This is a genomic window from Gluconobacter sp. DsW_056, from assembly GCF_002153595.1.
GTDB lineage: Bacteria > Pseudomonadota > Alphaproteobacteria > Acetobacterales > Acetobacteraceae > Gluconobacter > Gluconobacter albidus.
The window spans coordinates 1-26,627 of record NZ_JOPF01000011.1 but is presented as its reverse complement, the minus strand read 5'-3'; the positions used below and the strand labels follow the sequence as shown (position 1 = coordinate 26,627).

27 protein-coding genes and 1 pseudogene are annotated in these 26,627 nt (G+C 57.3%); 11 read left to right on the top strand and 17 right to left on the bottom strand.

The annotated features are described in order from the left end of the window. Nucleotides 1–349: 349 nt before the first annotated feature. Nucleotides 350–967: a CPBP family intramembrane glutamic endopeptidase gene (locus tag HK22_RS11625; RefSeq protein ID WP_086649380.1), complete on the bottom strand. Its 618-nt coding sequence runs from the start codon at nucleotides 965–967 to the stop codon at nucleotides 350–352. Between the two features lie 437 nt (nucleotides 968–1,404). Between HK22_RS11625 and HK22_RS14980 the strand changes: the two genes are divergently transcribed. Together HK22_RS14980 and HK22_RS11615 are read left to right on the top strand one after the other, a co-directional pair. Beyond that, complete coding sequence (locus HK22_RS14980) at nucleotides 1,405–1,782, top strand: hypothetical protein (protein WP_143412415.1); 378 nt, start codon at nucleotides 1,405–1,407, stop codon at nucleotides 1,780–1,782. 81 nt (nucleotides 1,783–1,863) lie between these two features. Further along, nucleotides 1,864–2,537, top strand: a pseudogene (locus HK22_RS11615) (IS5 family transposase); the annotation flags it as partial. A gap of 132 nt (nucleotides 2,538–2,669) precedes the next feature. Here HK22_RS11615 and HK22_RS11610 read toward each other — a convergent pair. Next, complete coding sequence (locus tag HK22_RS11610; protein WP_086649378.1) at nucleotides 2,670–5,978, bottom strand: DEAD/DEAH box helicase; 3,309 nt, start codon at nucleotides 5,976–5,978, stop codon at nucleotides 2,670–2,672. Nucleotides 5,979–6,108: 130 nt separating this feature from the next. On the opposite strand from HK22_RS11610, the gene HK22_RS11605 reads away from it, so the two are divergent. Further along, nucleotides 6,109–6,558: a hypothetical protein gene (locus tag HK22_RS11605; protein ID WP_198945547.1), complete on the top strand. Its 450-nt coding sequence runs from the start codon at nucleotides 6,109–6,111 to the stop codon at nucleotides 6,556–6,558. Nucleotides 6,559–6,789: 231 nt separating this feature from the next. Here HK22_RS11605 and HK22_RS11600 read toward each other — a convergent pair whose 3' ends face one another. Together HK22_RS11600 and HK22_RS11595 are read right to left on the bottom strand one after the other, a co-directional pair. Then, nucleotides 6,790–7,638 (bottom strand): FkbM family methyltransferase, encoded by an 849-nt coding sequence (locus HK22_RS11600; protein ID WP_086649377.1) that lies wholly within the window; start codon nucleotides 7,636–7,638, stop codon nucleotides 6,790–6,792. A 91-nt stretch (nucleotides 7,639–7,729) separates the two neighbouring features. Next, nucleotides 7,730–7,972, bottom strand: coding sequence for a hypothetical protein (locus tag HK22_RS11595; protein ID WP_007284186.1), 243 nt, complete (start codon nucleotides 7,970–7,972; stop codon nucleotides 7,730–7,732). A 191-nt stretch (nucleotides 7,973–8,163) separates the two neighbouring features. Between HK22_RS11595 and HK22_RS11585 the strand changes: the two genes are divergently transcribed. The 4 genes from HK22_RS11585 (at nucleotide 8,164) to HK22_RS11570 (ending at nucleotide 9,980) form a co-directional block, all read left to right on the top strand. Next, complete coding sequence (locus HK22_RS11585) at nucleotides 8,164–8,802, top strand: LexA family transcriptional regulator (protein WP_086649375.1); 639 nt, start codon at nucleotides 8,164–8,166, stop codon at nucleotides 8,800–8,802. Nucleotides 8,803–9,014: 212 nt separating this feature from the next. Next, nucleotides 9,015–9,191: a hypothetical protein gene (locus HK22_RS11580; RefSeq protein ID WP_233142602.1), complete on the top strand. Its 177-nt coding sequence runs from the start codon at nucleotides 9,015–9,017 to the stop codon at nucleotides 9,189–9,191. A gap of 6 nt (nucleotides 9,192–9,197) precedes the next feature. After that, the gene (locus tag HK22_RS11575) at nucleotides 9,198–9,494 is read left to right on the top strand and encodes a hypothetical protein (protein ID WP_086649373.1); all 297 of its coding nucleotides are present in this window, start codon (nucleotides 9,198–9,200) and stop codon (nucleotides 9,492–9,494) included. Nucleotides 9,495–9,581: 87 nt separating this feature from the next. Further along, nucleotides 9,582–9,980, top strand: a complete 399-nt coding sequence (locus HK22_RS11570; protein ID WP_086649372.1) for an outer membrane protein assembly factor BamE — start codon at nucleotides 9,582–9,584, stop codon at nucleotides 9,978–9,980. A 136-nt stretch (nucleotides 9,981–10,116) separates the two neighbouring features. On the opposite strand, the gene HK22_RS11565 is transcribed toward HK22_RS11570, so the two are convergent. The 7 genes from HK22_RS11565 to HK22_RS11540 form a co-directional block, all read right to left on the bottom strand. Continuing rightward, nucleotides 10,117–10,764, bottom strand: a complete 648-nt coding sequence (locus tag HK22_RS11565; RefSeq protein ID WP_086649371.1) for a hypothetical protein — start codon at nucleotides 10,762–10,764, stop codon at nucleotides 10,117–10,119. Next, nucleotides 10,761–11,033 carry a hypothetical protein gene (locus HK22_RS15340; protein ID WP_233142600.1) on the bottom strand — a complete coding sequence of 91 codons (273 nt, stop codon included), beginning with the start codon at nucleotides 11,031–11,033 and terminating at the stop codon, nucleotides 10,761–10,763. The genes HK22_RS11565 and HK22_RS15340 overlap by 4 nt, the downstream gene beginning before the upstream one ends. Before the next feature lie 144 nt (nucleotides 11,034–11,177). Further along, nucleotides 11,178–11,408 (bottom strand): hypothetical protein, encoded by a 231-nt coding sequence (locus HK22_RS15335; protein ID WP_233142598.1) that lies wholly within the window; start codon nucleotides 11,406–11,408, stop codon nucleotides 11,178–11,180. Nucleotides 11,409–11,480: 72 nt separating this feature from the next. Then, nucleotides 11,481–12,062, bottom strand: a complete 582-nt coding sequence (locus tag HK22_RS11555) for a hypothetical protein (protein WP_086649370.1) — start codon at nucleotides 12,060–12,062, stop codon at nucleotides 11,481–11,483. Next, entirely contained in the window at nucleotides 12,059–12,265 is a 207-nt protein-coding gene (locus HK22_RS11550) for a hypothetical protein (RefSeq protein ID WP_061509724.1), read from the bottom strand. Before HK22_RS11550 ends, HK22_RS11555 begins: the two co-directional genes overlap by 4 nt. 525 nt (nucleotides 12,266–12,790) lie before the next feature. Continuing rightward, nucleotides 12,791–14,083, bottom strand: a complete 1,293-nt coding sequence (locus tag HK22_RS11545; RefSeq protein ID WP_086649369.1) for a phage integrase central domain-containing protein — start codon at nucleotides 14,081–14,083, stop codon at nucleotides 12,791–12,793. 281 nt (nucleotides 14,084–14,364) lie between these two features. Beyond that, the gene (locus HK22_RS11540) at nucleotides 14,365–14,784 is read right to left on the bottom strand and encodes a helix-turn-helix domain-containing protein (protein WP_167369400.1); all 420 of its coding nucleotides are present in this window, start codon (nucleotides 14,782–14,784) and stop codon (nucleotides 14,365–14,367) included. Nucleotides 14,785–14,885: 101 nt separating this feature from the next. Between HK22_RS11540 and HK22_RS11535 the strand changes: the two genes are divergently transcribed. After that, nucleotides 14,886–15,905 (top strand): zinc-binding alcohol dehydrogenase family protein, encoded by a 1,020-nt coding sequence (locus HK22_RS11535; RefSeq protein WP_086649367.1) that lies wholly within the window; start codon nucleotides 14,886–14,888, stop codon nucleotides 15,903–15,905. Between the two features lie 52 nt (nucleotides 15,906–15,957). Further along, nucleotides 15,958–16,392: a cupin domain-containing protein gene (locus HK22_RS11530; RefSeq protein WP_086649366.1), complete on the top strand. Its 435-nt coding sequence runs from the start codon at nucleotides 15,958–15,960 to the stop codon at nucleotides 16,390–16,392. A gap of 41 nt (nucleotides 16,393–16,433) precedes the next feature. Here HK22_RS11530 and HK22_RS11525 read toward each other — a convergent pair whose 3' ends face one another. Then, the gene (locus HK22_RS11525; protein WP_086649365.1) at nucleotides 16,434–17,351 is read right to left on the bottom strand and encodes a LysR family transcriptional regulator; all 918 of its coding nucleotides are present in this window, start codon (nucleotides 17,349–17,351) and stop codon (nucleotides 16,434–16,436) included. A gap of 100 nt (nucleotides 17,352–17,451) precedes the next feature. Between HK22_RS11525 and HK22_RS11520 the strand changes: the two genes are divergently transcribed. Then, on the top strand, nucleotides 17,452–18,243 hold the full coding sequence (locus HK22_RS11520) for an NAD(P)H-dependent oxidoreductase (protein ID WP_086649364.1): 792 nt from the start codon (nucleotides 17,452–17,454) through the stop codon (nucleotides 18,241–18,243). Between the two features lie 126 nt (nucleotides 18,244–18,369). On the opposite strand, the gene HK22_RS11515 is transcribed toward HK22_RS11520, so the two are convergent. The 5 genes from HK22_RS11515 to HK22_RS15330 all read right to left on the bottom strand — a co-directional run bounded on the left by HK22_RS11515 (nucleotide 18,370) and on the right by HK22_RS15330 (nucleotide 22,859). Continuing rightward, nucleotides 18,370–19,674: a DEAD/DEAH box helicase gene (locus tag HK22_RS11515; RefSeq protein WP_086649363.1), complete on the bottom strand. Its 1,305-nt coding sequence runs from the start codon at nucleotides 19,672–19,674 to the stop codon at nucleotides 18,370–18,372. Between the two features lie 261 nt (nucleotides 19,675–19,935). Beyond that, nucleotides 19,936–20,544, bottom strand: a complete 609-nt coding sequence (locus HK22_RS11510; protein ID WP_086649362.1) for a nitroreductase family protein — start codon at nucleotides 20,542–20,544, stop codon at nucleotides 19,936–19,938. Between the two features lie 95 nt (nucleotides 20,545–20,639). After that, nucleotides 20,640–21,245, bottom strand: coding sequence for a methionine biosynthesis protein MetW (gene metW, locus HK22_RS11505; protein ID WP_062109755.1), 606 nt, complete (start codon nucleotides 21,243–21,245; stop codon nucleotides 20,640–20,642). Further along, complete coding sequence (locus tag HK22_RS11500; RefSeq protein WP_062027199.1) at nucleotides 21,245–22,435, bottom strand: homoserine O-acetyltransferase; 1,191 nt, start codon at nucleotides 22,433–22,435, stop codon at nucleotides 21,245–21,247. Before HK22_RS11500 ends, metW begins: the two co-directional genes overlap by 1 nt. 193 nt (nucleotides 22,436–22,628) lie before the next feature. Beyond that, a complete protein-coding gene (locus HK22_RS15330; RefSeq protein ID WP_233142596.1) occupies nucleotides 22,629–22,859 on the bottom strand; it encodes a hypothetical protein in 231 nt (76 codons plus the stop codon). Nucleotides 22,860–22,949: 90 nt separating this feature from the next. On the opposite strand from HK22_RS15330, the gene HK22_RS11495 reads away from it, so the two are divergent. After that, nucleotides 22,950–26,363 carry a glycoside hydrolase family 99-like domain-containing protein gene (locus HK22_RS11495; protein ID WP_233142593.1) on the top strand — a complete coding sequence of 1,138 codons (3,414 nt, stop codon included), beginning with the start codon at nucleotides 22,950–22,952 and terminating at the stop codon, nucleotides 26,361–26,363. Nucleotides 26,364–26,627 lie beyond the last annotated feature (264 nt).

Here is a 26,627-nt window from a genome sequence, read left to right as displayed (position 1 = left end):
GTTGACCGTGGGCTCGGAGTCCGGCTGGTGCGGTTTCGCGCTGAGTGAATAGCGGATTCTGGCAGCAGCTGTCGCCCACTTGTCGGATGTCAGAGCGCGGCACGACCTTTTCTCGAAGCAGGCGTGTCATGGCGTGCAAGGATTGATTTCGGCCGATCCTGGCGCCGTTTAACCGGCGGTACGCCAGGGTGTCGGTCGTCGCCATGACCCTGCCTGAACTGCCCGCGCAAGACGTCGGAATTGGACATCTTCCATAACGCTGACGTGGCGGCCGGGCTAGATTCAGGGGCGTTGGTTTGCAGGTGCCGAGACGGGCGAACGGCGGCTCCGGCCCGGTCGGCTAGCGCTCTCAGTGGTGCCAGGCGGCGCCTGTGTAGAAGAAGCGGCCGAGGCCTACGGTGAAGATCAGGCAACCATAGAGACTGTGTTCCAGGCAAGTCAGGCGCAGCGACCGGTGGCGTGCGTAGTCGCGGGCGAAGAGTAGGCCGCCGATGGCGGTCAGGGCGATTGCGATCCAGTTCAGAAAGATCACATGGGCGAAGCCAAAAGAGAGTGCGCTTGCGGTGATGATGCCTTTGTCGCTGCGGAACAGCGGGCGATACCGGGCAAACAGGAATGCGCGGTAGAGCACTTCCTGCGGCCATACCGACAGCACCGGATAAAGCACCATGATCAGCAGCCAGAAGCGCGGTTTCTGAAGCGGCAGGCTGAGGAATGTCTCGGGCCAGAACCATGCCGTCAGCGCCACGATAACCGGCGCGAGGATCGCGAAACGCAGGAAGATGACTCGCAGCTCGCGACGCACGTCATGAGGTTGTGGCTTTTCGCCCCGGATCGCGAGAAACGCCGCGATAGCAGTCACCCAGATGAGCCCGAACAGGATGCCGGGGCGGCGGAGTTCGAGGATTATAAAGGGGCCACCGAGATAGAGGGCAGCAAATTCGACGGCAAGGCGAAGGAGAGGCATGTGTTTCGAGTTTGGCACAGAAATGTAGCGGCAGCTATCGCCTACCAAGTTGCCTGTATGCTCAGCGATATATAGCGGCCTACAGGCGGCCATATACCGTAGCTAAAAAGCAGTCATTTAGCGTGAAAATTCACACCCCATGAGTGCGATTACAGACATTGAACATGTCGGAAAACAGATGTTTCTCGACAAGGGGGCAGCTAGAGCGTTCTCTCTCCTGACAGAGACACGCCGATCCAATAAGGCCCTTCAAAAAAAATCCCCAAGCGCTAGGCTCCGCCGCAAAGTTGGTCGACGCGGTAGCGGGTGCTAGGCACGATTGTGAAGGAGACGGCAGCGCTGGCACAGTGCTAGTAGATTACGCAACGGGTTAACTGTGAGATGGTATAATGTGTAGTATCGGAGAGTTTCTACACTCAAACGAGTTTTACGCCGCGATGTTGCAGGTTATTGCAAGCATCGTTGTCGTCTTTCTAGCCGTTTATGCGGGGTTAAGAAGATTACGTGACACAGAGATCGGAAGGCTAAGAATAAAATGTACAGTTGACTTGGTTTCTAATAGATGGATTTTGAAACCTCTACCAGCGATTGCTAATAGCTTAGAAGCTCGCGCTACGTTTATGTCTGCGTTGAATGCAGTGCCAGCTCTTTTCGGTGACGACAGTGGGGTTATGGAAGATTTTCGTTATCTGAAGTCTCAACTCACTAAAGATGCAAACCCTGCTCTTATTATTCTCCTCCAAAAGCTCGCGAAAAAAGTAGACCTGCCGTTTAATTATGTCACAAGCGACGATTTGCTCGTTGCTATGTCGTAGTAATAGTGAGAAGATTTGTCGAATGTTGAGCGCATGGCCGCGTAAGCGTTAACCAATCTTCCCAGTTAATAAGGATAATAAAATGACCGCCGCGTGTTGAGCGGCATCATTTTCGTGAACCGCAATGGCCTGCGCTGGCGTGATGCGCCCCGGGAATACGGCCCACTCAAGACGCTCTACAACCGTTGGAAACGTTGGGGCGACATGGGCATTTTCATGCGGATGATAGATGGCCTGTCTGCCGCGAAAGCCGAGCCTCAGACGATTATGATTGATGCGACCTATCTCAAAGCACACCGCACGGCTTCCAGTCTGCGGTTAAAAAAGGGGATCCAGGCCGCCTAATCGGTCGCACCAAAGGCGGTATGAATACCAAGCTGCATGCGGTCACCGATCAGAACGGACGACCGCTGAGCTTCTTCATGACAGCAGGCCAGATCAGTGATTACACCGGTGCCGCTGCCTTGCTGGACTGTCTTCCTGCAACACAATGGATGCTGGCGGATCGGGGCTATGATGCTGACTGGTTCAGGGATGCTCCGGAGGAAAAAGGGATCAGGCCCTGCATTCCAGGACGGAGATCCCGTGCAAAACCAGTCAAATACGACAAGCGGAAATATAAACGCCGCAACCGTATCGAGATCATGTTCGGAAGGCTCAAGGACTGGCGGAGGGTCGCAACACGCTACGACAGATGCCCAAACGTCTTCTTCTCCGCCATCTGCCTTGCTGAAACCGTCATCTTCTGGCTATGAGTCCTGAGCCTACAAAGTCAGCTGTCGTCCAGTGACGTAGCGTTACCAAGCGCGGCCGGCAAACCTGAAGCGCGGCTTGGAGAACGTAGCGTGTGACACCCATGCAACGCAGGAGCATGCGGTGAGCGGAAATTACTCGCTCGCTATAACACCTAGTGGAATCGCTGCAGTGTCCATAAGGTAGAGTTCCGTCGCCCCGAGTAGATCAAGCTGTCGGTTTACCAAAGCCTTCTTGGACAATCCCGGCTGGACGATGAAGACCTTGAATTCAGGAAGTAGAAGCTTCGCCTGCTTGCCGAGATCGCGCAAGCCGCGAAGATCACCGCGCTCGAATCGCGAAACGTGATTAATCGCGGCAGCCGCGAGCTTTGCCCGGCGGCCGTCCTCGCGGCGACGAAGATGCTTGAAGAGTTCCGGCACTGCGCTACGCCAGTGCGTGCTACGTTGCGCTTGGCCGCACACCGCATAAAGATCGTCGACACGTGCCCCCGCGCTGGGAGATCCTGCGAACTTGCAGTGGTAAAGATGGATTACCAGCCTGCCATCGCAAACCCCAATACAGACAATATCGGCGGCTTCGCCAGCATCATCGTCATCAAAAATGATAGGGAATTCATCCTCTGTGGTAGCGGCGAGAAGGCGATCAAGGACGCGCCGCTGTATTGAGTCTGGTCGCTTCTCGACGCGTTGAGATTCCTTCGCGAGATCGACACCCGCCCAATCCCATTCGACGATCCGATCGCGGTCGAACGGCTTTCGCGCGGCCCCGATCGGAGGCACGAACAGCTCAGTTCCCTCAAGGTAGCCGCCATTGTCGAAGCGTATCGCAGGCGGTTCTCTGCGGAACCAGTCCCCAAGCGATCTTGTGGTGCGCCCAATCGTGATGTTGGCCGCAAAAGCGCCCAGTGGTTCGTAGGAGAGGCCATCCGGCGCGAATCGAACAATATAGTCGGCGATCTTGTTGGGAGTGACGACGCGAAAGCGGATTGGCGTGTCGGTCGTAAAATCCAAAACTTGCAGTTCCACATCAAAGAACAGCACGGATTCTCCATCGATTGTGATCGTGATCGCGTCTTCGGCACGCTTCAGGAATTCCTCCGGCCAATCGATCAGAAGCGGAATGAGGGCGGGACGCTCATTGATTTCAACCGGCAGGATCACGTTGGTGAAGACATCGCGGGTCGAGATCGTATTATCGCGGAGCTTGGCACCGACCGCGTGGCACCATTCAACCCAGGATGCGAGGTCCTCGGCGGTCATCATCGACCACACTCGGCCCTTCTGCGAGCAGCCAACCGTTACTCGCACGCCGTCCTCGTAACCATGGGCGAAGAGGTTGGACTTTCGCTTGTTAGTGCGCATTGCCTCTGGCAATGCATCAGTGATGTCCGGTCCCACATGCAGGCTGAACCTCAGCCGGTCGTTGATCACATCGCTGAGACCAAGATTCGTCAGGACCAGCCGATTCACGTTATGAAGCGAACGAAATACAAGTTCGCCCTTTAATATGGCTGCATCATCGCCGGCCACGGCCTTGGCCAAATCTTCGTGCATGCTGCTGTTGTTTGAACTGTTAATGTAGAGGAGGCCCTGTTCTTCGTGCCAATGAACGAGATAAAGGTGCCACTCGGTGTTTCGGATATTCCGGACATCGCCCCAAGACACGGCGTCATGTTCGCGCGTGATGAATAGCAGCACCTTGTTGCGTTCGTTCACAGTCGGACCAGCATAGATTTCCGTCGAACCCATCGCGGCGATCGCACGATCGGGCCGCCACCGTCGCGTGCCTGTCCGAAACACGACCGCACTCATCTTTGGAAAGATATTGCGCAGCGAAACGACGTCGGGAGCATCTTGGAACGCGTCGATGAAGTCCGATCGACGAGCCTGCCTAGTGTTGGCGCCCTCGCTAAGGTCTCGGAGGAGGACGTTCCAATCCGCATCCTCCGCATACAGGTCCTGTAGAGCCTCGCCGACGCCAGGGTCGGCGATATTGGCGATCATCGTGGCTTCACCGAGATCGGAGCGAAAGCGGGTAAACCGCCCCGTGAACTGCAACGTAATTGCGAGGCTCTTGTGCGGATCATGGATGGCGGCAATCTTCAGCTCTGGAAGGTCGAAGCCCTCCCCCAGCATGTCCACACATACTACGATGCGTGCATCCCCGCGGCGGAGGCGGGCTAAACCATCTCGGGCCTCGCCTGCAGGAATTCCATTGTGGAGCAGCAGCGGCGCATGCTCAGGCGCGAGCGCTGCGTAATAGGCGTGTACCTGTTCAGCACGTTTGACGTCCGAACAGCGCGCCATGACGAGGTGATTGAAACCAGCAGCGGCATCCGAAGCGAGTTGCGCGACGGCGGCTATAGCAATAGCTTGGTCGGCCTCGACCTGGTCCAGTTCGTCAACCGGCGCGAAGCGGATTTCCTTGAAATAACCTTCGGCCTGCGCCTTCCGAAGCGGATAGTTAAAGACGACCTTTCCATCCACATGCTTGCCGTCATTGCGAAATGGCGTGGCCGTGAATTGGACCACTGGACGACCAGCGAAGTGTCCACGAAACGCCTCCCATGTTCGGGCCGAGATGTGATGCGCTTCGTCGATGAACAGATGCGAGCATAGCTCGGCCATGCGGCGCTGGACCGGCTCGGTGCTCTGACCAGCGACCGCCATCGTCGTGACCACCACGTTGCAGCCCATAAAGATGGCGTCTACCTCTTCGGTGGTCTTGGGTTTGTGCTCCAGCAGTCCGACGATCGGTAAGGGCGCGTCCGCCCTCAACGCTCCCAGCTGCTTAAGAAGTCCCATCGAGACGAACTTGTCACCAATCTGATCACGCAGTGCGCCGGTGGGCACGATCACCAGTAGCCGCGACAGTCTCTCCCGCGCCAACAACGCAAGCATCGTTTCCGTCTTTCCGGTGCCGGTCGGCATGACCACGGTTGCGGGCAGATTGCTCGTCTTCCAGTGGGAGAGCACGCCGAATAGCGCTCCAATCTGAGGAGGGCGGAGCCCAGTCTCGATCACACGATCGCCGTCACGCCTTTCCTCGCGAAACTCGAATGCGCCGCGCCAACCGTTCAGCACCGCATCGCGCGCCTCGCTGGCTTGGCTGGGAGATAGTAGATCAAAGCGTGCGGGCGCAGGCGTCAGCCATTCGCCTTCAAGTTCGGTGGATCCGCCGACGAACGCATCCCAGTTACGGCAGCGAAAGACATCGACCTGCTCGTCCGTAACCGTGAGACGGCGGTCCGCTATAAGGATCGACGCGCCCTCATCTGGATGGAGGACTGTATAGGAGGAGCGCTTGATGGCCTTGGATCCGACAGCGAATTCTTCATGAATCGCCGCCCGGTCAAGCTGCTTAATCGCGTTCTTGTGAATTCGGCCCTCGATCGAATAGCGAGCCGGCAACCTAAAAGCGCGGTATGTGCCCGCCGGCATAGGCTAGGTCTCCCACAACGGTGACGATCGTTACGGGAAAAGTGTATCGGAGGATCGTTGTTTTTGCTATGTTCCAGTGCCTTCGATCATCGTGAATTTCTAGCTGTTAGGGTCGGAGACGAACCTGCTAATGTTGGTTTTTCATGGAACAGTCGATCCAAGCTATTTGGAAGCAAGACGAGATCCCCGTCATTTTGCGGCGCACGGGGAAAGGCGAGCTCCTGCGGGTGCGGTTGTCGTTCGATGGCAATGGCTGCAAAACGCGCGCCGCACTACACCAAGCTGGATCGCATCGCACAAGTTCTGGGAAATCCCGAAAGCCTGGTTCGATGATTTCGTGAATCGCGCGCTGCAGAAATATGGCCGCCTTTATGTGATCCAGCCGTATCGTGAGCAGGAAATCTGCTCACCCTCCTGCCAGAACGCCAAGGGCCATGAGTGCCAATGTTCCTGTATGGGCGTCCATCACGGTGCAGGCAGCGACGGGAGCTGTTTTGAGGTTTCCGACGCTTTTTCGACCCGGTGGGGAGAGCGCGAGCTTGCTTGTCGTCTGATGGTTGCCAAGACGCGAGTGCAGTAGATCTTGCTCGCGCTCGCCAAATTTCTCCGCCTCGGGATCGGATCATTACACGGCTTTTGGTAGGTTATGTCAGAAGAAGACATGCTGGGTGCCTGATCTAAACGGCCGATTCTGGTCGGCAGCCGTCATGAACATGAGCGCAGGGAATGGCTGCTTTCGGTAATCGCTTCCCAACAACCGACATTCTGCTGTCCCCCCCAAAGCTGACAAACTTCTCCTCACCAGCGTCCCTCAGAACCTTGAGAGCAGGATATTCCCCCGACTGCGGGCGCGCCGTTCATACCCACAGCGCCGCAGCACCGGAAAAACGTCCTGGGCCCACCGTCCATGCTCGGTGTCTTCCATGATGAGATGATCAGGCCACAACGTCGCAGGCGCCTCGCGGAAAAACGGCAGCAGCGCCCGGTCTTCGTAGCCCTCGATGTCGATTTTCAGAACATGCACGGCCGTCACATCGCAGGCCTGCAGAATGTCCAGAAGCGGACGGATGCGCACCGCAGCGCCGTGTCCCGCACCAATCCGACCGCCGCCAAAATCACCGTTCAGCTGCACGAGTTGGCCAGAGCCCTCCTGATCGCCCACGGCCACACGGAAGAGATCCGCGCGCATCCCGTTCAGCCTCATATTGGTCGCCAGCCGCTCGAACAGCACCGGGTTCGGCTCAACGGCGATGACACGGGCTTCTCTCTGGGCGGCATACAGGGAGAAGAACCCCATATTCGCGCCCACATCCACAAACGTCCCGCCTTTCGGTAGATGGCGACGCAGCCATTTCAGCTCCCGATGATTGTAGTACGTGCCACACACCGCCGACTTTGCGTCCGTCTGGTTGTCCTGAGGGTAAAACCGCACCCTCAGTCCGAACAGGATCGCATCAACAGGACCTGAGGAGCAGTCTTTCTTGAACCGCTCCATGAACGGCCGTCGCAGACGACTGTATCCCAACGGCGTGTTGAAAAAGACTTTCCGGATCTTCTTCTGCACATCCGTCAACGGGTAGGACCCAAAAGGAAGGGCACGCGCAAGGCCGTGTCCGTCCAGCACGATGTGCTCAGAAGAGGGGTCTGAGTGTTCTGACATAAGAGATGATGACCGTATGGAAGGGAACAATGGGGGCTTCGGCGAAGCAAACGGCAGGTTCAGGACGCGCTGTGTCCGACGGACCGCTTCGTCACAGCTTCCCGACCTCGCGGCAGAGCTGGAGGAGACCGCCCATCCGCTGTTGCAGCACGGCCCCGAGCACCATCACGCCCTCCAGCAGGCGCGCGCCTTCCGTATCCGCGCGAAGGCTCTCCAGCCGACCTTTGAGCAGCGCATGCTCGATCTCGATCAGACGCAGCACGTCATGCAGGCCGGCATGCAGGTCCTCGAGGCCAGCTGGACGGGGTGGTGGCAACAGTGGATCTTCAGGCATGACAATCCCTTGGACAAAAATGTCGGTTTCATGCGAGGATCTGACGATGACGAGTCACGGGCCACGCAACATTTCGATGCCAAGAGATGCGGTTTTTCGACTTTCATATCAAGCGGAATATCGTATTGATACCTCATTTCCGAATGAGGACCCTCTGCGTGCCCCGACATTCCAGGCGAAAGCGTAAACTCATGGACGACCAGATCCGCCTGATGCGCGAGCGCGGCGAGCGCCTCCGCGAAGCGGCCCAGAGTATTGGCATCACCCATGCCGCCAAGGCGGCTGGTGTGCCGTATACGACCCTGAGGGACTACATGAATGGCGGGGAGATGAAGTTCTCCGCCCTTGCCTCCCTGGCCCGGGTCTGCGGCGTGTCCCTGGATTGGATCGCCTTTGGCACGGCTGGCGGCTCACCCTCTGGCGCGACAGCGGTCCAGACCACCTCGACCCGTCAGATCGTCGTGCCCTGGTATGATCCTCATGAAGACGGCCTGCGGATTGGTCGCGACTGGTTACAGAGCGTCATTCCCCGGGACCTCACGTCCCTCTGCCTCATCAGCAATGCAGGGGATGCGATGGAGCCGACCCTGTCCTCGGGCGATCTGGTCATCGTAGACCGGAGCGTCACGACCGTGACGGGCAGCGCGCTCTATGCGCTGGAGAGTGCTGGCGCCATCCTGATCCGTCGCCTTGACCCCAAACTCGGTGGCGGAGTTCGGGTGATTACTGACAATCATCGCTACCCGCCTCAGGACGTTGAGGCTGATCGCCTGGACTGCTTTAAACTGCTCGGTGAAGTGGTCTGGATCGGCGGCGTACCTCATCCCTGAAGCGCCTACAGTATACGAGAACCTGTTTCTACAAACGGGCGTATATCCGTATTGACGATGCACGGAGAATCGTAGATCATCAGGCTTGTTGAGTTCGCCGGGTGGCAGGGCCGTCCTACCGCACAGGAACTGCAAGGAGCTGGCGATGATGTCTCTGTCCCGTTGTGTCTTCTGGTCTGCCCCCTGTTCTTGCCTGTCAGGGGGCGTCTGAGATGGTCGTTTCTCTCCTTCTTGTGCTGATCGTTCTTCTCCTGCTGGTGCTGGCGCTCGGATCGTCGGTCAGGCTGTTCGCCTGGCTGAAGGCCCGCGACGTTCTGTCCCCTGCGGCGCTGATGCTGGGCACGGCGCTGGTCGTTCGGGTCGTCTTCCACGCCCACTGGGGGAGATAAGCGCTCATGACGTCTTCAACAGACGGTCTGTACAGCGAGGCGACCGAAGCAAAACGCGCGGCCCGTTTGGCTGCCTATCTCGAAGAGTATGGTGCCGAGGAAGAGGAGACGCGGCTTCTGCTGAGATATGTCTCGTGGTTCGGAGCGGGCGCCTGTCTTTTGTGCGGCATCGCGCTGGCTCTGCCCTGGCATCCGCTCTTTGCATTCGTTGTGGGCATGAGCTGTTGGACGGCTCCCCGAGAACCGTTTCTCCGGAAACTGAAAGCCGCTGAAGACCGTCGCAGGCTTCGCGGGCTGGACTAGACGGTCCGTTCGTTTTTTGGCGGGTCGTCCGCCTTTTTCCAATTCTCCCGTCATCGACTGTTTTGCAAAAACAGCAAAGGGTCCCTCATGTCTGTACGCCTTCTCAGAACCCTTGCCGTCACGTTGTCTCTCACGGGGCTGGTCGCCCTGACAGGCTGTGCCTCGGAAGGCAACGAAACCCTCAAAAACGAGACCAGCGCCTCCATTGATCAGAAGATCCATGATGGCGTGACCACCAAAGAGCAGATCCGGGCCCTGTTCGGAGACCCGCGCGAGAGCACGTTCACCGACAGCGGCCATGAACAGTGGCGCTATGCGTTCACCAACGCCTCGTCTGACGCTGCCAACTTCATTCCGCTCTATGGCGATCTGCATCAGGGCACTCATGGTACGGAAAAGACCCTGACCGTGATCTTCAACGGCGATGTCGTCTGGCACCACACCATGAATGCCTCCGCCGTCAAAACCGGCAGCGGGTTGTTCTGAGGTTACAGAAGCAAAGTCCCCTCTGCTGTCGAAAGCAGAGGGGATGATTCAGGCCGGGGAAGACCGGAAGGCCTCGTCCGATCCAATGGAATATTGAAAACAGCTCTCTGCTAGAATGGAAATGTAGGTTGATGACTTACTCTTCCAGCATGGCGGGGCCTTGAGGAAGACAGGCCCACTCTGCGGCCTGACCGAAGGGTTCCTCCTCGCCAGGCGGTGGAGAGACGACATTGCCTGACAGCACCAGCAGCCGGTTCAGCGGCTCCCACTCAAGAAGTGTTTCAAGCAGCGCGGCTGCGCAGTGCAGACGCAGGAAAGGACTGTCCCGCGTCAGTTCTGTCATCAGGTCTGTCCGCAGTTCGAGGACGGATTCCTGCAACCCGCACGGCCGCAACCAGGACGCCCGCTGTCGTGCGAGCCGGTACAGGCAGAGATCATACGGTGGCCGATCCTGCGGTCCACCCAGCACGCGGCGCAGGAACGACATGTGAAATCCCGCCAGAACAAAGGGTCGCGCGGCATCCACCGGCATCACGGCCCGGAACAGGGGATCGCTGATGGTCAAGGCTGGCTGACCATGCTCATCGGGGCTTTCTTCCAGATGACCCGAGGAACGCCGGGGGGCGCCGAGCCAGAGCAGGCTGCGTCCTTCGACAAAGCCATCCCTCTGCAGCAGCGTGACGGGAGCGCCCGCATAGGGCGCTCCTTTCTGATCCGGCGTCATGTCGAGCAGTTTCAGGCGCGTGATGGGCCAGCGCGGCAGCCGGATCGGACCTTGGGTCATGACCCGCCTCCCGAGCGCAACTGCGCTACCAGGGCAAGGAAACGCTTCTGTAACTGCGCTGGCTCAAGCAGATCGTTGAGATACCAGATCTCGGGCGTAAGGCACTTCTGCCGGTAGACCTCCAGCCTTCGGTCAAACTGGGCCAGCAGATGCGCTTCCCAGTCATTGCGTGTCACCCGGTCTGCACCGCAGGCGCCCACGATCTCGATATGGATCACACGCGAGCCGTAACGGATGGCGAAATCGGAATAAAACCGCGGCTGCTGCAACGGGTCGAGGGCAATTTCCAGATCCAGCGCAACACCCCGCGGAACGACAGGTTTGACGGCTTCGTAAGCAATGCGCTCGAGTGCTGAATTCAGCAGGGTTCCGTCAGAAGCAACGCGGCCACGGCTGGGCAGACCGGGCCAGCGCTACCCGACCCTGCGCAGGAGACCGGCCCAGACGCCGGGTTCTTCATCACCGAGTTGCATCAGGTGCCGTCCCGCCGGCTGGAGGTAGCGGAACAGGCTTGAGGGTGGTTGTGCCTTCAGTTTGAAGCTGATGTCGCGATACAGATCGAGATCGTCATCCGTGGGCTCGAAGAAAGAGCGCGCGTGACGGCGCGCGGTCGCAGCAGCGACCGGGGTTTTTGTAAGAAGCATGAAGCATCCAGATTTTTGAGAAGATGAAATGAAGGGACAGGCCGACGCTGTCGGGCCTGTCGGTGTCAGGCGTTACTGGAAGCCAGCCTCGGGGCCTTGGCCAGTCCAGATTGCTCCGATTAGCCGGGCTGCGGCATGAATGCGGACAAGGTCCGAAGCTGGATGAACGCCCGAGCAGTCTTCCGCTGCAAACCGGGCCAGGAAGTCTTCGGTCGTGTTCCCAGCTCCCGCCAGCTCTGGCGCAAGCCGGTGCATGAGATCGTCCAGAGTCATGACCTGCGGCTTCTCTGACGACCAGGGCCCGAGCCACGCCGTCTCCTGTGCTCCCATGAGCAGAACGAGATCCGGAAGAAGCGCAGGAGGAAAGAGGATACTGCCTGGTCCGTCCTCTCCCGCACCCGTTAAATCCGGCATGGGCTGCTGCAGGATCTGGTCGCAGAGGGTCTGTCTGTGTGCCGGGTCCTGATCGGCCTCCTGACAGGGAAACCATAGCCCCAGGCGTTCGGCCACGGGCACGGGCTCAGTCCGGGACAAAACAAGATCGTAAAGACAGACCGCTGTCCCGGTCGGCCGGAGCGGAGCGTCCGGGCGAACGCGGGAGGAGACAAGACCCATCAGGCGGACAGCCAGGTCCGTGCACAGGAAGGACGTCATGTCCGGTCTCCTGCGTTCTCCGTCAGTTCTCGGTTCAGGGAACGGACAGTCTGCGCCAGAACGATGAGCGTACCCTCAAGCCGCGTGTCGCTGGTAAACGCTCCAGGCTGTGCGATCACATCGCGCAGGGTGGGAAGAACGACGCCTGCCAGGACGGCGTGGGTGTCAAAAAGCGTGTCGAGTTCGGTGAATGATCTGGTCATTGCGAAAGGCTCCAAAGAGAAGAGAGCCCCAGAGAGAAAACCCTAGCTCTGGTCGCACGGCGACCATTCCAGCTCACGCCCCGCGTGAGCCCTCTGGGGTGAGGACCAGCCCGGTCCTCCCTTGCGAAGCCAAAAAAAAACGACAGAACCGCTCTGATCATTTTCCGTCATGAGAGAGAGGAAGAGAGGTTGAGTTCTGCACCGCCGCCCCAAGGGCGGCGCGACCCCGGAACGGGGGCGCGTGCAGGTCCGGATGACGCGTCACAGCGTGATGCGGACGCCCACGGCAGCGCACGAAAATGAAACGGTTTTAAGGCACTGTTTTGAAAGGGTTTTTGCTGCTTTGCGGCAAAAACCCAGTATCGTGCCATCTTAGGCGATCTGGCAGCCCGATTTTATGGCGCAGTGCCATGCTTTTGAGCTGCTCATGGAATGGCGACATAGCGCATTGATGACGCGTCACTGAGATTGTGCGGACCGGTACGACGCAATCCGTGACGCGTCATTGGGCTTCTGACGGGCCGTTCAGGCGTCTGGATCCCCGATGTCAGAGTCTTTCCAGGTGAAGAGCGGGGCGCTGTCAGGATTGGGACGCGGAGGCTTTGCGACCGCCTCACTGGATTGCCCGGCACAGAAGCGTTCCCAGGCGTGCATCATCTCGAAACGCCTGTTGAAGAGATCCCCGCGGCGATAGGCCGCCTCGACCTTGTCACCGATGGCATGGGCCAAAGCCAGTTCGGCGACCTCCCTCGGGAAGTCGGTTTCCTCGGCAGCCCAATCCCGGAAGCTGGAACGCAAACCATGGATCGTCACATCCTTCGTGCCTGCGGCCTGATGGAGGGCCTTCGAGACGGCGACATCGCTTAGCGGTGATCCGACCCGGCCACCGGGAAACACGAAACTGTCCTCACCGGAACTGGATCTCAGAGTCTGGACTTTATATAGCAGGGCCATCGCTCCGTTCGTCAGGGGCACACGATGCTCCCGCCCGGCCTTCATCCGCTCGGCCGGGATGGTCCAGATCTTTTTCTTCAGATCGATCTCCGACCACAGGGCCTTGCGGACCTCGCCAGACCGGGTGGCGGTCAGGCAGACGAACCGTGCGGCCAGAGCTCCTACACCATGCTCGGCGCCGAGCCGGCTGTAGACCGGCGGGAGGTCGCGATAGGGCAAGGCAGCATGGTGCACCACCTTGGTGACGGCCGTGGGTTTGGGGAGGATGTTCGCCAGGTGCCCCCGCCAGCGGGCCGGGTTCTCACCCTCACGCCAGTGATGGCTCTGCGCATAGTCCAGAATACGCTCCATCCGTCCACGCAGGCGTGTTGCGGTTTCGGTCGTGCTCTCCCAGATTGGTCGCAGGACAGCGAGCACGTCCTCTGTCTGGACGCTGCCAATCGGTTTCTGGCCGAGGATGGGAGAGACATGCCGCTCCAGAGAACTGCGCCACATGGGCGCCGAACGCGGGTCTTTCCAGCCGGGAGCCTGCTCGGTGATGTACTGCTCGGCAACCTGCGCGAAGGTGCGCTCCTGAACGGTTTCTCCCTTCTGCCGGGCTTTCTCTTCCAGGGGGTCGATCCCCTCCAGAAGCAGGCGCCGGTTCTCGGTCGCCCGGAGCCGGGCATCGGCCAGAGAAATATCCCGGGCGGGACCGAGTCCCATCTCCCGTCTTTTGCCGGTCTTTGGGCTTTTGTAGCGGAAGGTCCAGGCCCGGGTGTCGCCCCGGACGGTAATCCATAGATTTCCGCCATCGCCGTGAACCCCGTCTTTGAGGGAGGCGACCTTACGGGCATTCATCTGGTTCGGCGGACGCTTGCTCATGGCTTTTCAGTCCCATCTTCCGTCCCACCTTACGAGATGGGTTTCAATGCGTCTATCTGCTTCTTCAGGATTGTATGGATTTCTGTAAAGTCATGAAAAACAAGGGCTATTGCGTTGATCCGCCCTTTCATGACGCCCCAGATCGGCGGACACCCTCTCCGCCAGATAAATCAAAAATTCCCATATTTTTCAGAGAGTTATTTGATTTGTCGAATTTCGTCCCGCCTTCAGAAATGCGTCGTCGTACGGCGCCCGGACACGATACGCATCGTGCTATATGTTCATGAATGCGATTTGGTCGCTGGAGAAGACTGAACGGCAGTTGAAAGCATTCCACTTTCACCTGCGCATGTTTCAATATCCTGTCTGAACTTCATATTCTCATCGCCCCAGGCCTTGAGAGCCATGATGACGGGCTCGAGGGTCCGTCCGCGTGGAGTGAGGCTGTATTCCACCTTTGGCGGAACTTCCGGGTAAACCGTCCGTAACACGAACCCGTCGCGCTCCAGTTCGCGCAGCTGGGTTGTCAGCATTCTCTGGGTGATATTGGGCAGGCGCTTGCGGATGGCGTTGAAGCGTAATGTCCCCTGAAGCAGATGATAGAGGATCACGCCTTTCCATTTCCCGTCGATGAGCTGAAGCGTTGCCTCAACAGCGCAGCCGGGGCTGCAATCGAGCGACTGATGGCGGATGCGAGTCATAACGGTATCATTTCCGACACTATGGGCGTTAAAAGTGCGTTCTTGTCTGAAAACAGCATAGTGCTCACTCTTCTCCTCATTCAACAGAGGATCAGACAATCATGCGGGCCATCGGTTATCAGACGCCGCTTCCCATCGAAAATCCGGCGTCCCTTCAGGACATCGATCTGCCGAAACCTGTTCCTTCGGGCCGGGATCTTCTGGTGGAGATCAGAGCCGTATCGGTCAATCCGGTTGATACAAAGGTCCGCAGCAGCGCAACACCGGATGCTGGTCAGTGGCGCATTCTGGGCTGGGATGCCGCAGGCGTTGTCGTCGGCACCGGACCGGACGTCACGGATTTTTCTGTCGGCGATGAGGTCTTTTATGCGGGGGCGATTGATCGCTCAGGGACCAACGCGGAGTTTCATCTGGTCGATGAACGGATTGTCGGTCGCAAACCCCGCTCTCTGAACTGGGCCGAAGCCGCAGCCTTACCGCTGACCGCAATCACGGCCTGGGAAATGCTTTTCGATCGTCTGGACATTCGTCGGTCTGTCCCGGGAACGACGTCCTCCATTCTGATCATCGGGGGCGCAGGCGGGGTTAGTTCCATGGCGATCCAGCTGGCCAAGGTTTTGACTGATATCACGGTCATTGCCACGGCGTCGCGGCCTGAAACGCAGGACTGGGTCACATCTCTCAGGGCAGATTACGTGATCGATCACAGCAAGCCTCTGGCCGCGCAGGTTGCTGCCCTTCCTACGGGTGCCCCCGGTTTTGTTTTTTCAACGACGCAGACAGATCGGCATCTGGCAGAGATCGTCGAACTTCTGGCCCCTCAGGGACATTTCGGCCTGATTGATGATCCGGCTGAACTCAATGCTGTACCCCTCAAGCGCAAAAGCCTGTCCCTGCACTGGGAGCTGATGTTCACCCGCTCACTGTTCGGAACGGCAGATATCAGCGCACAAGGGAAACTCCTGAACGACGTGTCGCGCCTTATAGACGAAGGTCGTCTTCGGACGACACTCGGCAAAAATCTCGGGCACATCACCGCCGCCAATCTACGGGAGGCTCACGCCCTGATCGAGAGCGGTCGGGCCAAAGGAAAAATCGTGCTCGAAAGTTTTCCTGCCTGAACGGAGACGATCATGGCGAAAACAGCCAAAGCGCTTGAAAAGAACAGATCTCATGAATGACGAAGAACATCTGATGACCCTGAACCGGACGGGAGGTCGCTTCGATCTGAATGAAATTGCCGCTGCGTTCCCTGAAACGGCGGACACGATGCTGCTGGACACCTATCTGACAGACAAGCCGGAAGCCAGTATCCGGGTCTTCCGGATCTATCGGGATGTACCACCGCATTATCATACCCAGTGCGATGAAGTGCTCCATGTTCTCTCCGGGACAGGCACGTTCTGGATTGGTGATCCCAAGGAAGAGGCCCCGTTTGCACCCGGCCATCTTCTGGTGTTCCCCCGTCGGGCCGTGCATGCCGTACCCCGCATTCTGAGCAACCCAGTTATTTTTCTTGCCATTGATACGCCGCGACGGGCGCCAGATGACGTGGTGTTCGTGGATCCTGCCGACGGTACGCCGTCCGGTTTTATCGCAGGGATCTGACGATACGATGGCCATTGTTACTCTGGTGCTTCGCAGTCAGATTATCGAACGATCCCTGGAATTCCCGCGATCTTCTCAGCGAGAAAATCCACGCAGAGCCTGACACGCGTCAGGCCTGCCCTTTCCGGCGAAATCAACATACTGAGTGGCGAGGACGTCAGTTCATAGTCCGGCAGGACGCGTTCAAGGCGGCCGTCAGCAAGGCAATCTTCCACAAGCCAGAGATGCGCAGGACCAAACCCTCGGCCAGCCAGAAAAACTTCGCGCGCCGCAAGCCCGTGATCCACCGTCAGGCGCCCGCGAAACGGCAGGGTTGTGCGCCTGCCGTCAGGCCCCAGAAGAACCAGCCTGTCGGAGCCTTGCACCCGTGAAAGGCGAATTCCCTCCAGATCAATCAGATCCGCTGGTACTTGAGGTCTGCCATGAGCCGCCAGCCAGACTGGTGAAGCAACCAGAACACGATGGCTTTCACCCAGAGCGCGCAGCTTCAGCGCGCTATCCGTCAAAGGACCCAGGCGGAGAGCAATATCAACACCTTCCTGCACCAAATCAATCCGCTCATCCGTCAGGCTGAATTCAATACGGATGCCGGGATGGCTGTCCTGAAAAGCAAAGATCAACTGGCTGATATGAAGAACCCCCAAGGCGGCCGTGCAGGATATCCGGATTGTGCCGGCCGTCGCCTGTTGCGTGTCCCGCATTTCCTGGCTCGCCTGCTCCACGAGGCATAGAATTTTCAGGCAGTGCTCATAATACCGCATGCCCTCATCGGTCAGTGCCACACGCCGTGTCGTACGGGTGAAGAGCGACACACCAAGCGCCTGTTCCAGTTCATGGAGATGCCGCGTGATGGTGGACTGACCATGTCCGAACTCCCGCGCAACGGCTGTCAGGTTTCCCCGTTCGGCAATGCGTACGAAGGTCCTCATCCGGTCGAGTGTGACGTCATATTGTTCCATAAAATGGCAGAGTCCTATTCATACCAGAGCTATAGAGGAACAATATCCGGTCGCCTATTCTGAGTGAGTTTCAATTCCCCTATCGAGCGAGAAAAGACTCATGAATGTTCTGATTGTCTTCGCCCATCCTGAGCGGCAATCGCTGAATGGTGCCCTGCTTGATGTAGCCCTCAGTGAACTACACGCTCAGGGACATCAGGTTCAGGTTTCCGACCTCTATGCCATGAACTGGAAAGCCACTGTCGATCGTGACGATTTTCCTGGACTCAAGCCAACTGACTGCCTGAAAGTCGCGGCAGAATCATCCAGGGAATTTGCAGCCCATACCCTCACGGACGACGTCAAAGCGGAGCAGGAAAAGCTGCTCTGGGCTGATACCGTGATCCTCCAGTTCCCGCTCTGGTGGTTCGCAATGCCTGCAATTCTCAAGGGATGGGTGGATCGCGTGTATGCCTGCGGCTTCGCATACGGGGTCGGCGAACACAGCGACAGTCGCTGGGGAGACCGTTATGGCGAAGGCGTCATGGCCGGAAAGCGCGCCATGCTCATCGTCACGACGGGCGGCTGGCAGGAGCACTATTCGGCGCGCGGAATCAACGGTCCGATCGAGGATTTACTATTCCCGATCCATCACGGCATTCTATTCTATCCGGGCTTTACGGTGCTACCGCCGTTCGTGGCCTATCGTGTTGATCGCACCGACGAAGCAAAATTCGCTGTCATGGCAGATGACCTTCGCGAACGGATCAGAACGCTAAACGATACGCCTCCTATCGCCTACCGGCAGCAGAACGAAGGCGATTATCAGATTCCCACCATGCAACTTCTGCCGGATCTCGAAGAACCGGGCGTCAAAGGCTTCGCTCTGCACCTTCAGAACAAAAAAGGCTGATTCCTCTCTCCGGGAGTGACTCTTCGAAACATTCGGTAAGCCTCCTTCCCCGAGTTCTGAAAAAGAAAAGCCCGCTTCTGCATTTATGCAGAAGCGGGCTTTTCAGAAAACATTGTTAAAAACGGATCAGCGAGGGCTGGAACGCGGACCACCACGACCGGGAGCACCGCCACGACCACCGCCCGGACGACCCCCACCACCTGAGGGCGGACCGGAACGGCGACGTCCGCCACCTCCGCCGCCGCCACGACCACCACCCAGAACAGGCGGCCGCTGCGTGGACAGGCGGGCGTCTTCAGAATGGAAGGGATGATCGGTCACGACAGGAATGGGCTTGCCGATCTTCTTCTCAATATCCCTAAGCCAGGCGCGCTGTTCGGCGTCACACAGCGAAACCGCGCAACCTTCACGGCCTGCACGCGCCGTACGGCCAATACGATGGACGTAAGATTCCGGAACGTTGGGCAGATCGTAATTGAAGACGTGGCTGACCTCGTCCACGTCAATGCCACGCGCAGCAATATCCGTGGCAACCAGCGCCTTGATCGCACCGCTCCGGAACCCTGCCATGGCACGCTCGCGGGCACCCTGGGACTTGTTGCCGTGGATGGCCTCCGCACGGATTCCATTCTTGTTCAGGAATTCGGCGACCTTGTTGGCTTCGTGCTTCATCAGCGTAAAGACCACGGCCCGGGCGACGCTCGGGCTTTCGAGCAGCATGAGAGCCGCATCTTTCTTGCTGTTCGAGTCAACGAACATCACAGCCTGATTGATGCGATCGACCGTGCTTGATTCAGGTGTGACCTGAACGGTTGCCGGATCCTTCAGAAGCGAATGCGCCAGATCGCTGATGGAGGGGGGCATGGTTGCCGAAAACAGCAGGGTCTGGCGCTGCTTGGGCAGCAGGGCCATGATGCGCTGAATATCGCGCACAAAGCCCATGTCCAGCATTCGGTCGGCTTCATCCAGCACGAGGATTTCAAGACTGGAGAGATCAATATACTTCTGCCCGATCAGATCGAGCAGACGTCCAGGTGCCGCGACGAGAACATCCACACCGCGGCGGGTCGCCTCGATCTGCCGTCCCTGCCCCACGCCACCGAACACGACAGCGTAGGAAAATTTCATGTGCCGCGCATAAGCGGCAAAGCTTTCACCAATCTGGGACGCCAGTTCACGCGTCGGCGCGAGAACCAGAGCCCGGACGCCCTTGGGCGGTGCAGGCCGACGGTTGGAGAAGATATGGTTCAGAATCGGGAGCGCGAATGCGGCGGTTTTACCAGTGCCGGTCTGCGCGAGCCCCAGAAGGTCACGGCCTTCCAGCAGGTAGGGAATAGCCCCGGCCTGAATCGGCGTGGGCGTGGTGTAACCCTCTTCTGCGAGAGCCTTCTGAATTGGCTCGGCAAGCTTGAGTTCGGCGAAACTGGTCATTGACCTCTCCCTATGAGACGGCAAGGTCATGCTCAGTCAACCGCACCGCTATACGTCCCGCCGGCCGACTGACCGCAGGCTTTTATTGCAAATCACTCCATGCCTGATTTGCTCGCAAAGCCAGCAGGATCACGAAGTCATCATCACATTTCAGAAAATGCCCCTGAAGTGCACTTGGGATGTAGGACAGCACTTGTCCCATTGCAAGGATACAGCAACGCCATTCTGTGAAAAACCATTGCTATTTCTTGAGTTTTGCCATCAGGCGAAGCTGTCGTATTGAACCACTGCATCAAGAGGCAAGATGCCGCCGCGGGGCCTTGGCGCAGATGCTTCACGTCCGAGCGCTACAAACATCACAATTTCATGATCAGACGGCAGGTTGATGATCTCCCCGACCCGATCAAAGTCAAACCCGTCCATCGGGCATGTCTGAAGACCATAGGCTGATGCCGCCATCATGAGTGCATAGGCGGCCAGACCACAGGACCGGAACCCTTCGTCGCGCTGCACCTGTTCCCGCCCTTCATAATAAGAGCGGATCATCCCGGCATATCCATCGCGCACGGCCTCCGGTGCGTCCTTCCAGTAGCGTGCGGGATCTTTCTCCCATGCCTTGATATCAGCGCACATGACGATCAGCGCGGAACACTCCTCGACCTGCGGCTGATCCCACGCGGCGGCGCGAATTCTGCGGCGCTGTTCCGCGTCCCGCACAACCAGAAAACGATAGTTCTGGATGTTGAATGCTGTCGGCGCACGGCGGGCCGCCTCCAGAATCGCTGTCAGATCGGCATCCGCAATCCGGTATTCCGGATCAAAATGCTTGGTCGCACGACGCGATGCGATGGCCTGAAGAATTTCGCTCATGGATCCTGAACTCCGCTCTCATGGTGAAAGACCCTGATCAGGCCCGGGACTTCAAACCCCTCCCTCAGCGAAAGGTTGCAAACGACGGTCCCGTGTCAGGGCTCCGCACGCCGGAGCAGGAACATGGCCTGCTCTCCGAACAGGTTGGCAAGCCTGATCGAACGACGCCAGGGCGCACGGGCCCCGTCTTCGTCAATCGCCAGCCACTGCTGAACGACATATCCCTCCTCTTCACAAAGCACGAGGAAATCCCGGATTGTGCAGGGGTGAATGTTCGGCGTCGAATACCAGGGCGTGCTCCAGACAGGAGTCATTGGCATCCGCCCTGTCGTCAAGAGCTGAAGCCGCAGTCGCCAATGTCCGAAATTTGGAAAAGATACAATGGCATAGCGGCCAATTCTGAGCATCTGTCGCAGGACTTCCCGCGGACGTTCGACGGCCTGAAGGGTTCTTTGCAGCACCACATAATCGAACGTGCCATCCGGATAATCCGCCAGATCGTGATCCGCATCGCCGTGCATGACAGGCAGGCCGTGCGCAACAGATTGGGTCACGTTCTGCATGTCGATCTCGATCCCCCGGGCATCGCACGAGCGCGTCCGGTACAGATAGTCGATCAGAGTGCCGTCTCCGCTTCCCACATCGAGAACGCGGGCGCGAGGCGCGATCATTTCGGCAATCAGACGCTGGTCAACACGCATCAGCCTTCTCCCGCCAGAAGGGCCGCATGTTCGGCAGCGCCATTGATGAAGCCCCGGATCGTCCGGTCAAAATCCGGCTCTTCCAACAGAAAGGCATCGTGCCCGCGATCGCTCTCGATTTCGACGAAAGAGACGTTCGCGCCCGCCCGGTTCAACGCCCGCACCAGAAGACGCGACTGGGATGTCGGGAACAGCCAGTCCGAACTGAAGGAGACGACACAGAAACGCGTCTGCGATTTCCGGAAGGGGTTGGCCAGATCCCCGTCATGTTCGGCAGCCAGATCAAAATAGTCCATCGCGCGCGTGATGGTCAGATAGGAATTGGCATCGAAGCGTCGCACAAACGACGAGCCCTGATGACGCAGATAGCTCTCGACCTCGAACATCTCGCCAAACAGGGACGGACTGCTGGAGGCAGGTACGGCTGTGGCTGCATCATGCCGGATCCGCCGCCCGAACTTCCGGCTGAGCGCCTCCTCCGACAGATAGGTGATATGCGCCATCATCCGCGCGACCCCCAGCCCGCGGGCAGGTATGGCGTCGAAATCCCTGTACTGCCCGTCATGCCAGTCCGGATCGGCAAAAATGGCCTGTCGGCTGACTTCATTGAACGCGATATTCTGGGCGGAGTGAAAAGGTGAAGTCGCAATCGGCATGGCGGCAAACACCCGGTCCGGAAAATCCGCAGCCCAGGTCAGAGCCTGCATTCCGCCCATTGACCCGCCAATAACGGCAAACAGACGGTCAATACCCAAGTGGTCGATCAGCCTGGCCTGAGCGGCCACGATGTCGTGCATGGTGATCGGCGGGAATGCACTGTCCCATGCCTTCCCCGTCTCTGCGCAGATCGATCGCGGCCCCGTCGTACCCATGCAGCCCCCAAGAACATTGGAGCACACAACGAAATACCGATCCGTATCAATCGGAAGACCTGGCCCCACCATGCGGTTCCACCAGCCGGGTTTGCCGGTCAGGGGATGCTGTTCCGCAAGGTACTGGTCACCTGTTAACGCATGACAGACCAGAATGGCGTTGTCGCGCGCCGGCGAAAGCGTTCCATACGTACAATAGGCGACCTCCAGAGGCGCCAGATGCACACCGCATTCCAGATCGAGACCGCCTTCAAGGCGCACGGTCCGATGCTCATGAACCGGACCATCCGCGATAATCGGTAACGCGCTGATGTCCATCGTTAACCTGCCTCTGATGTCACGACCGAAGGCCGCATTGCCTTGCTGGGCGCCACGGTATGACACCCCCGAGCCATGCGATCAAATTTCTTTTGGATTGACGATCAATTAACGGGTTGAATAAAGTTAAAAAAAAGTAAAAAAGTTATACATGATGAATGCGTTTTCACATTCTCCTGCCGAAGTTTCACGATCATCGTCTTTCCCGGTCGATGCGTCGCCTTTGCAGATCCTCGGGCATTCCGGGCTTTTTGACGCATTCTACTATCTGCAGACCAATCCTGATCTTGAGACGCTTGGAACCGAGGTTCTGCGCCATTATCACCAGCATGGCTGGCGCGAAGGCCGCAAACCCAATCCATTTTTCGATCCCCACTGGTATCTCAGCCAGAACCGCGACGTCATTGGCGATCCATTGCTGCATTACATCCTGCGGGGTGAGCGGGAAGGACGCCGCCCGATCGCATGGTTCGACCCGGTATGGTACGCCCGGACCTATCGTATTCCGGAAGGGATGCTCGCCCTCGCCCATTATCTGCTGAACCGCCACAACACATCGCTTCGGCCGATCCCGGAATTCGACCCCGAATTTTATCTGCGCTCCTATCCGGACGTCGCGAAAGCAGGGCTCGATGCGCTTGAACACTACATGGTCCAAGGGTTTCGTGAAGCACGCCGTCCTTTCGACGGGTTTGACCCCCTATATTACAGACGAAAACACCTGCGGCATGCTCCGGAAAGTAATCCGCTGCTGCATTATCTGGAGCATCGCGATCGACCGGATGTGCACCCCTGCAGCCCGGAAACTGAAGTATCGGTTTTTGGAGAAATCAGGCGCAGAACCAGACCAGGCCCTCTTTTTGAAAAGGCCCACCCCCTTCCCGCAAGCGCCATCCGCCGCGCGCGGGTTCTGGCCTATTATCTTCCGCAGTTTCACGCCATTCCGGAAAACGACGCCTGGTGGGGCGATGGGTTCACGGAATGGGCCAACCTGCCCCGTGGTGTTCCGCGTTTTGCGGATCACTATCAGCCCCGCATTCCACGGGATCTGGGCCACTATACCCTGAACTCGCCAGAAATCCTCGAACGGCAGGCCGCCATGGCCCATGCGGCTGGCATCGAAGGGTTCATTTTCTATTTCTACTGGTTCAACCGCCAACGTCTGCTTGAACAGCCGCTGGACATTCTCCTGGCCAACCCGCAGATCGACCTGCCATTCTGCCTGATGTGGGCCAATGAGAACTGGAGCCGTCGCTGGGACGGATCGGATGACGACCTGCTGATTGCGCAGGATTACTGCCCCAAGGATGACGAAGCGCTCATAGACTGCTTTGCCCGCTATCTGAGAGACCCGCGCTATATCCACTGCGACGGCCGACCGCTCATCATGATCTACCGTCCCGGCACGATCCCGGATGCTCCGGCCACAATCGTCAGATGGCGCACGATGTTCCGGAAACGACATGGTCTGAACCCGATTCTTGTCATGGGACAGGCGTTTGGAGATGAAAATCCCGATCTTTTCGGCCTGGACGGAGCTATCGAGTTCCCGCCCCACAAGGTGGTTTCAGGCTGCAACCTGATGAATGACGAACTCAAGCTGTTCGATAATGAATTCAGTGGTCAGGTCTATGATTACAGCGAAGTCGTAGACACAGCCCTGTCTCAGCCTAAAACGCCATTTCCACTTATCCGGACAGCGGCCCCGTCCTGGGACAACGATGCGCGTCGACAGGGGAAAGGTCTTGTCCTGCATGGATCAACACCTGAACTCTATGAACGCTGGCTCGGCGGCCTGATCGAACAGGCCCAGACGCGCACCTTCTTCGGAGACCCGGTGGTCTGCATCAATGCCTGGAACGAATGGGCCGAGGGAGCCTATCTGGAGCCGGACCAGCACTTCGGAAGCGCTTACCTCAACGCAACGGCCCGCGCCTGCACGGGTTCTGGTGGCAGTCAGTCGCGATCCAAACTTCTGCTGATTGGCCATGACGCATTTCCAGCCGGCGCACAGCGGTTGCTTCTGGAAACAGGTCGGACCCTGAAACACTGCTTTGGAGTTGAAATCCAGTTCCTCCTTCTGGACGACGGCGCCCTTCTGAACGACTACCGGAACGTTGCACCGACTGAAGTTCTCTCCGCAGAATCTGAAACAACTGCATCCCGTCTCAGTATGCTTCAAAAACAGGGATTTCAGTCAGCCATTCTTAACAGCGCGGCGTCTTCGGCTATGGCGCCTCACCTTGCACGGGTGGGTATCCATTTCCTGTTCCTGATTCATGAACTGCCGACCCTCCTTCGCAGCCGCCACCTTGATGCCCCTATGAAACAGGCCTGCGCCCTTGCACGGAACGTCATCGTCCCAGCCAGAAGTGTGGCCCGAAAACTTGACCTCGAAGCTGCAAAAAACCTCAAAATTCTGCCACAGGGCCTGTATTCTGCCACTCCACTTTCATTGCAGACACGACAGGTGATCCGCAAGCAGATGGGCTTTGGCGGGACAGATCCGATCGTGATCGGGGCAGGCTATGCCGATTTACGTAAGGGGTTCGACCTTTTTCTCCAACTCTGGCGCAAGCTGGGCGGCACAATCCACTGTGTCTGGCTGGGAGATATTGATCCGTCCCTGAAAGACAATCTTCACGTCGAACTCGAAAACGCCTGCTCCAGCGGAACATTCCACATGCCGGGCAGAATAGACAATGTTCCGGCCTGGTTAGCCGCCGCAGACGTCTTTGTTCTGTCGTCACGCGAAGACCCCTATCCTTCAGTCGTGCTCGAAGCATTGGCTTCAGGGCTTCCATGCGTTGCATTCGAAAACGCAGGAGGAATTCCGGATCTTCTCAAGAAACTCGACAACAATACAAACTTCTGCAACAGAACTGTTCCGTTCGCGGATGTATCTGCATTAGCCAAAGCCGCTAAAGAGCTTGCTATCTGGTCCATGAAAAGAACTGGAAAAGCGCGCCAAAAAATCGGGCGCTTTGCTCAGGACGCATTCAGCTTCAAACATTATGCTCAGGATATTCTCGGTCTGGCCATGCCGGAGATACCAAAAATCTCCGTAGTCATTCCTTCCCACAACTATGCCCGTTACATGAGCAGCCGGTTGTCTTCTATTTTTGCACAGACAGTGCCGGTTTTTGAAATTATCGTCCTTGATGACGCATCTCACGACAACAGCCTTGAAGTTGCGCGTCAGACTGCAAAAGACTGGAACAGGGACATTCTCTGCATTGAAAATACCATCGCTTCAGGATCAGTCTTCCGGCAATGGCACAAGGCTCTCAAACTCGCACAGGGCGACTGGATCTGGATCGCCGAAGCAGATGACTTCTGTGAACCAGATTTTCTTGAAAATATTCTGTACGCGATCAAAGATAATCCGTCCATCGTCATGGCATTCACCGACAGCCGTTCTGTAGACGAAGACGGCACTCCAATTTCTTCCTCTTATCGTCCCTACTACTCAGAAAGTGCAGGGTCCCTTCTGGAAAATAACAGTCATTTCACGGGCGAAGGGTTTGTAAGAGGATGTCTGTTCGAGCGCAATCTTGTACTCAATGTCAGTAGCGCTATTTTTCAAAAAAAACGTTTGTTAACTGCCATTAATTCCTGTCAGGAAGACTTGAAGACACTTCGTGTTGCCGGAGACTGGAGGGTTTATATTGAACTTCTGACACAGAAAAATGCAGAAGTCATATACATAGCAAAACCTCTTAATATCCACCGTAGACACGCTGAATCAGCAACTCATACCCTCAATCGACGAAATCATCTCGAAGAAATAACGTGTATACACACTCTTCTAGCCAATCGATTAGCTCTTTCCGATACTCATATAATACGTCAAAAATATTACCGTACCATACTGAAAAATCAATTTGGATTAGAAAGGAAAAAACCTGAAAAAAATATTCTTCTTTAATTTCTAAATTTTTATAATTATAGATTTACAAAATACATAAAATTTAGGGTAGTTATTAAAGATAACAGTTATTTAGTACATATATTAATATAAATTAACTTATAGAATAATTTACCTATTATCCACGACCCAGGTCACGTTGACAAAAGATCTATACGATCTGCCTGAGATCTGATTCACTTCCTGGCTGCGGGATAACGGGCAGAGAGAGCAGGCATGGCACGAGGCGATCTGACGGATCAGGAATGGGCGATGATTGGTCCG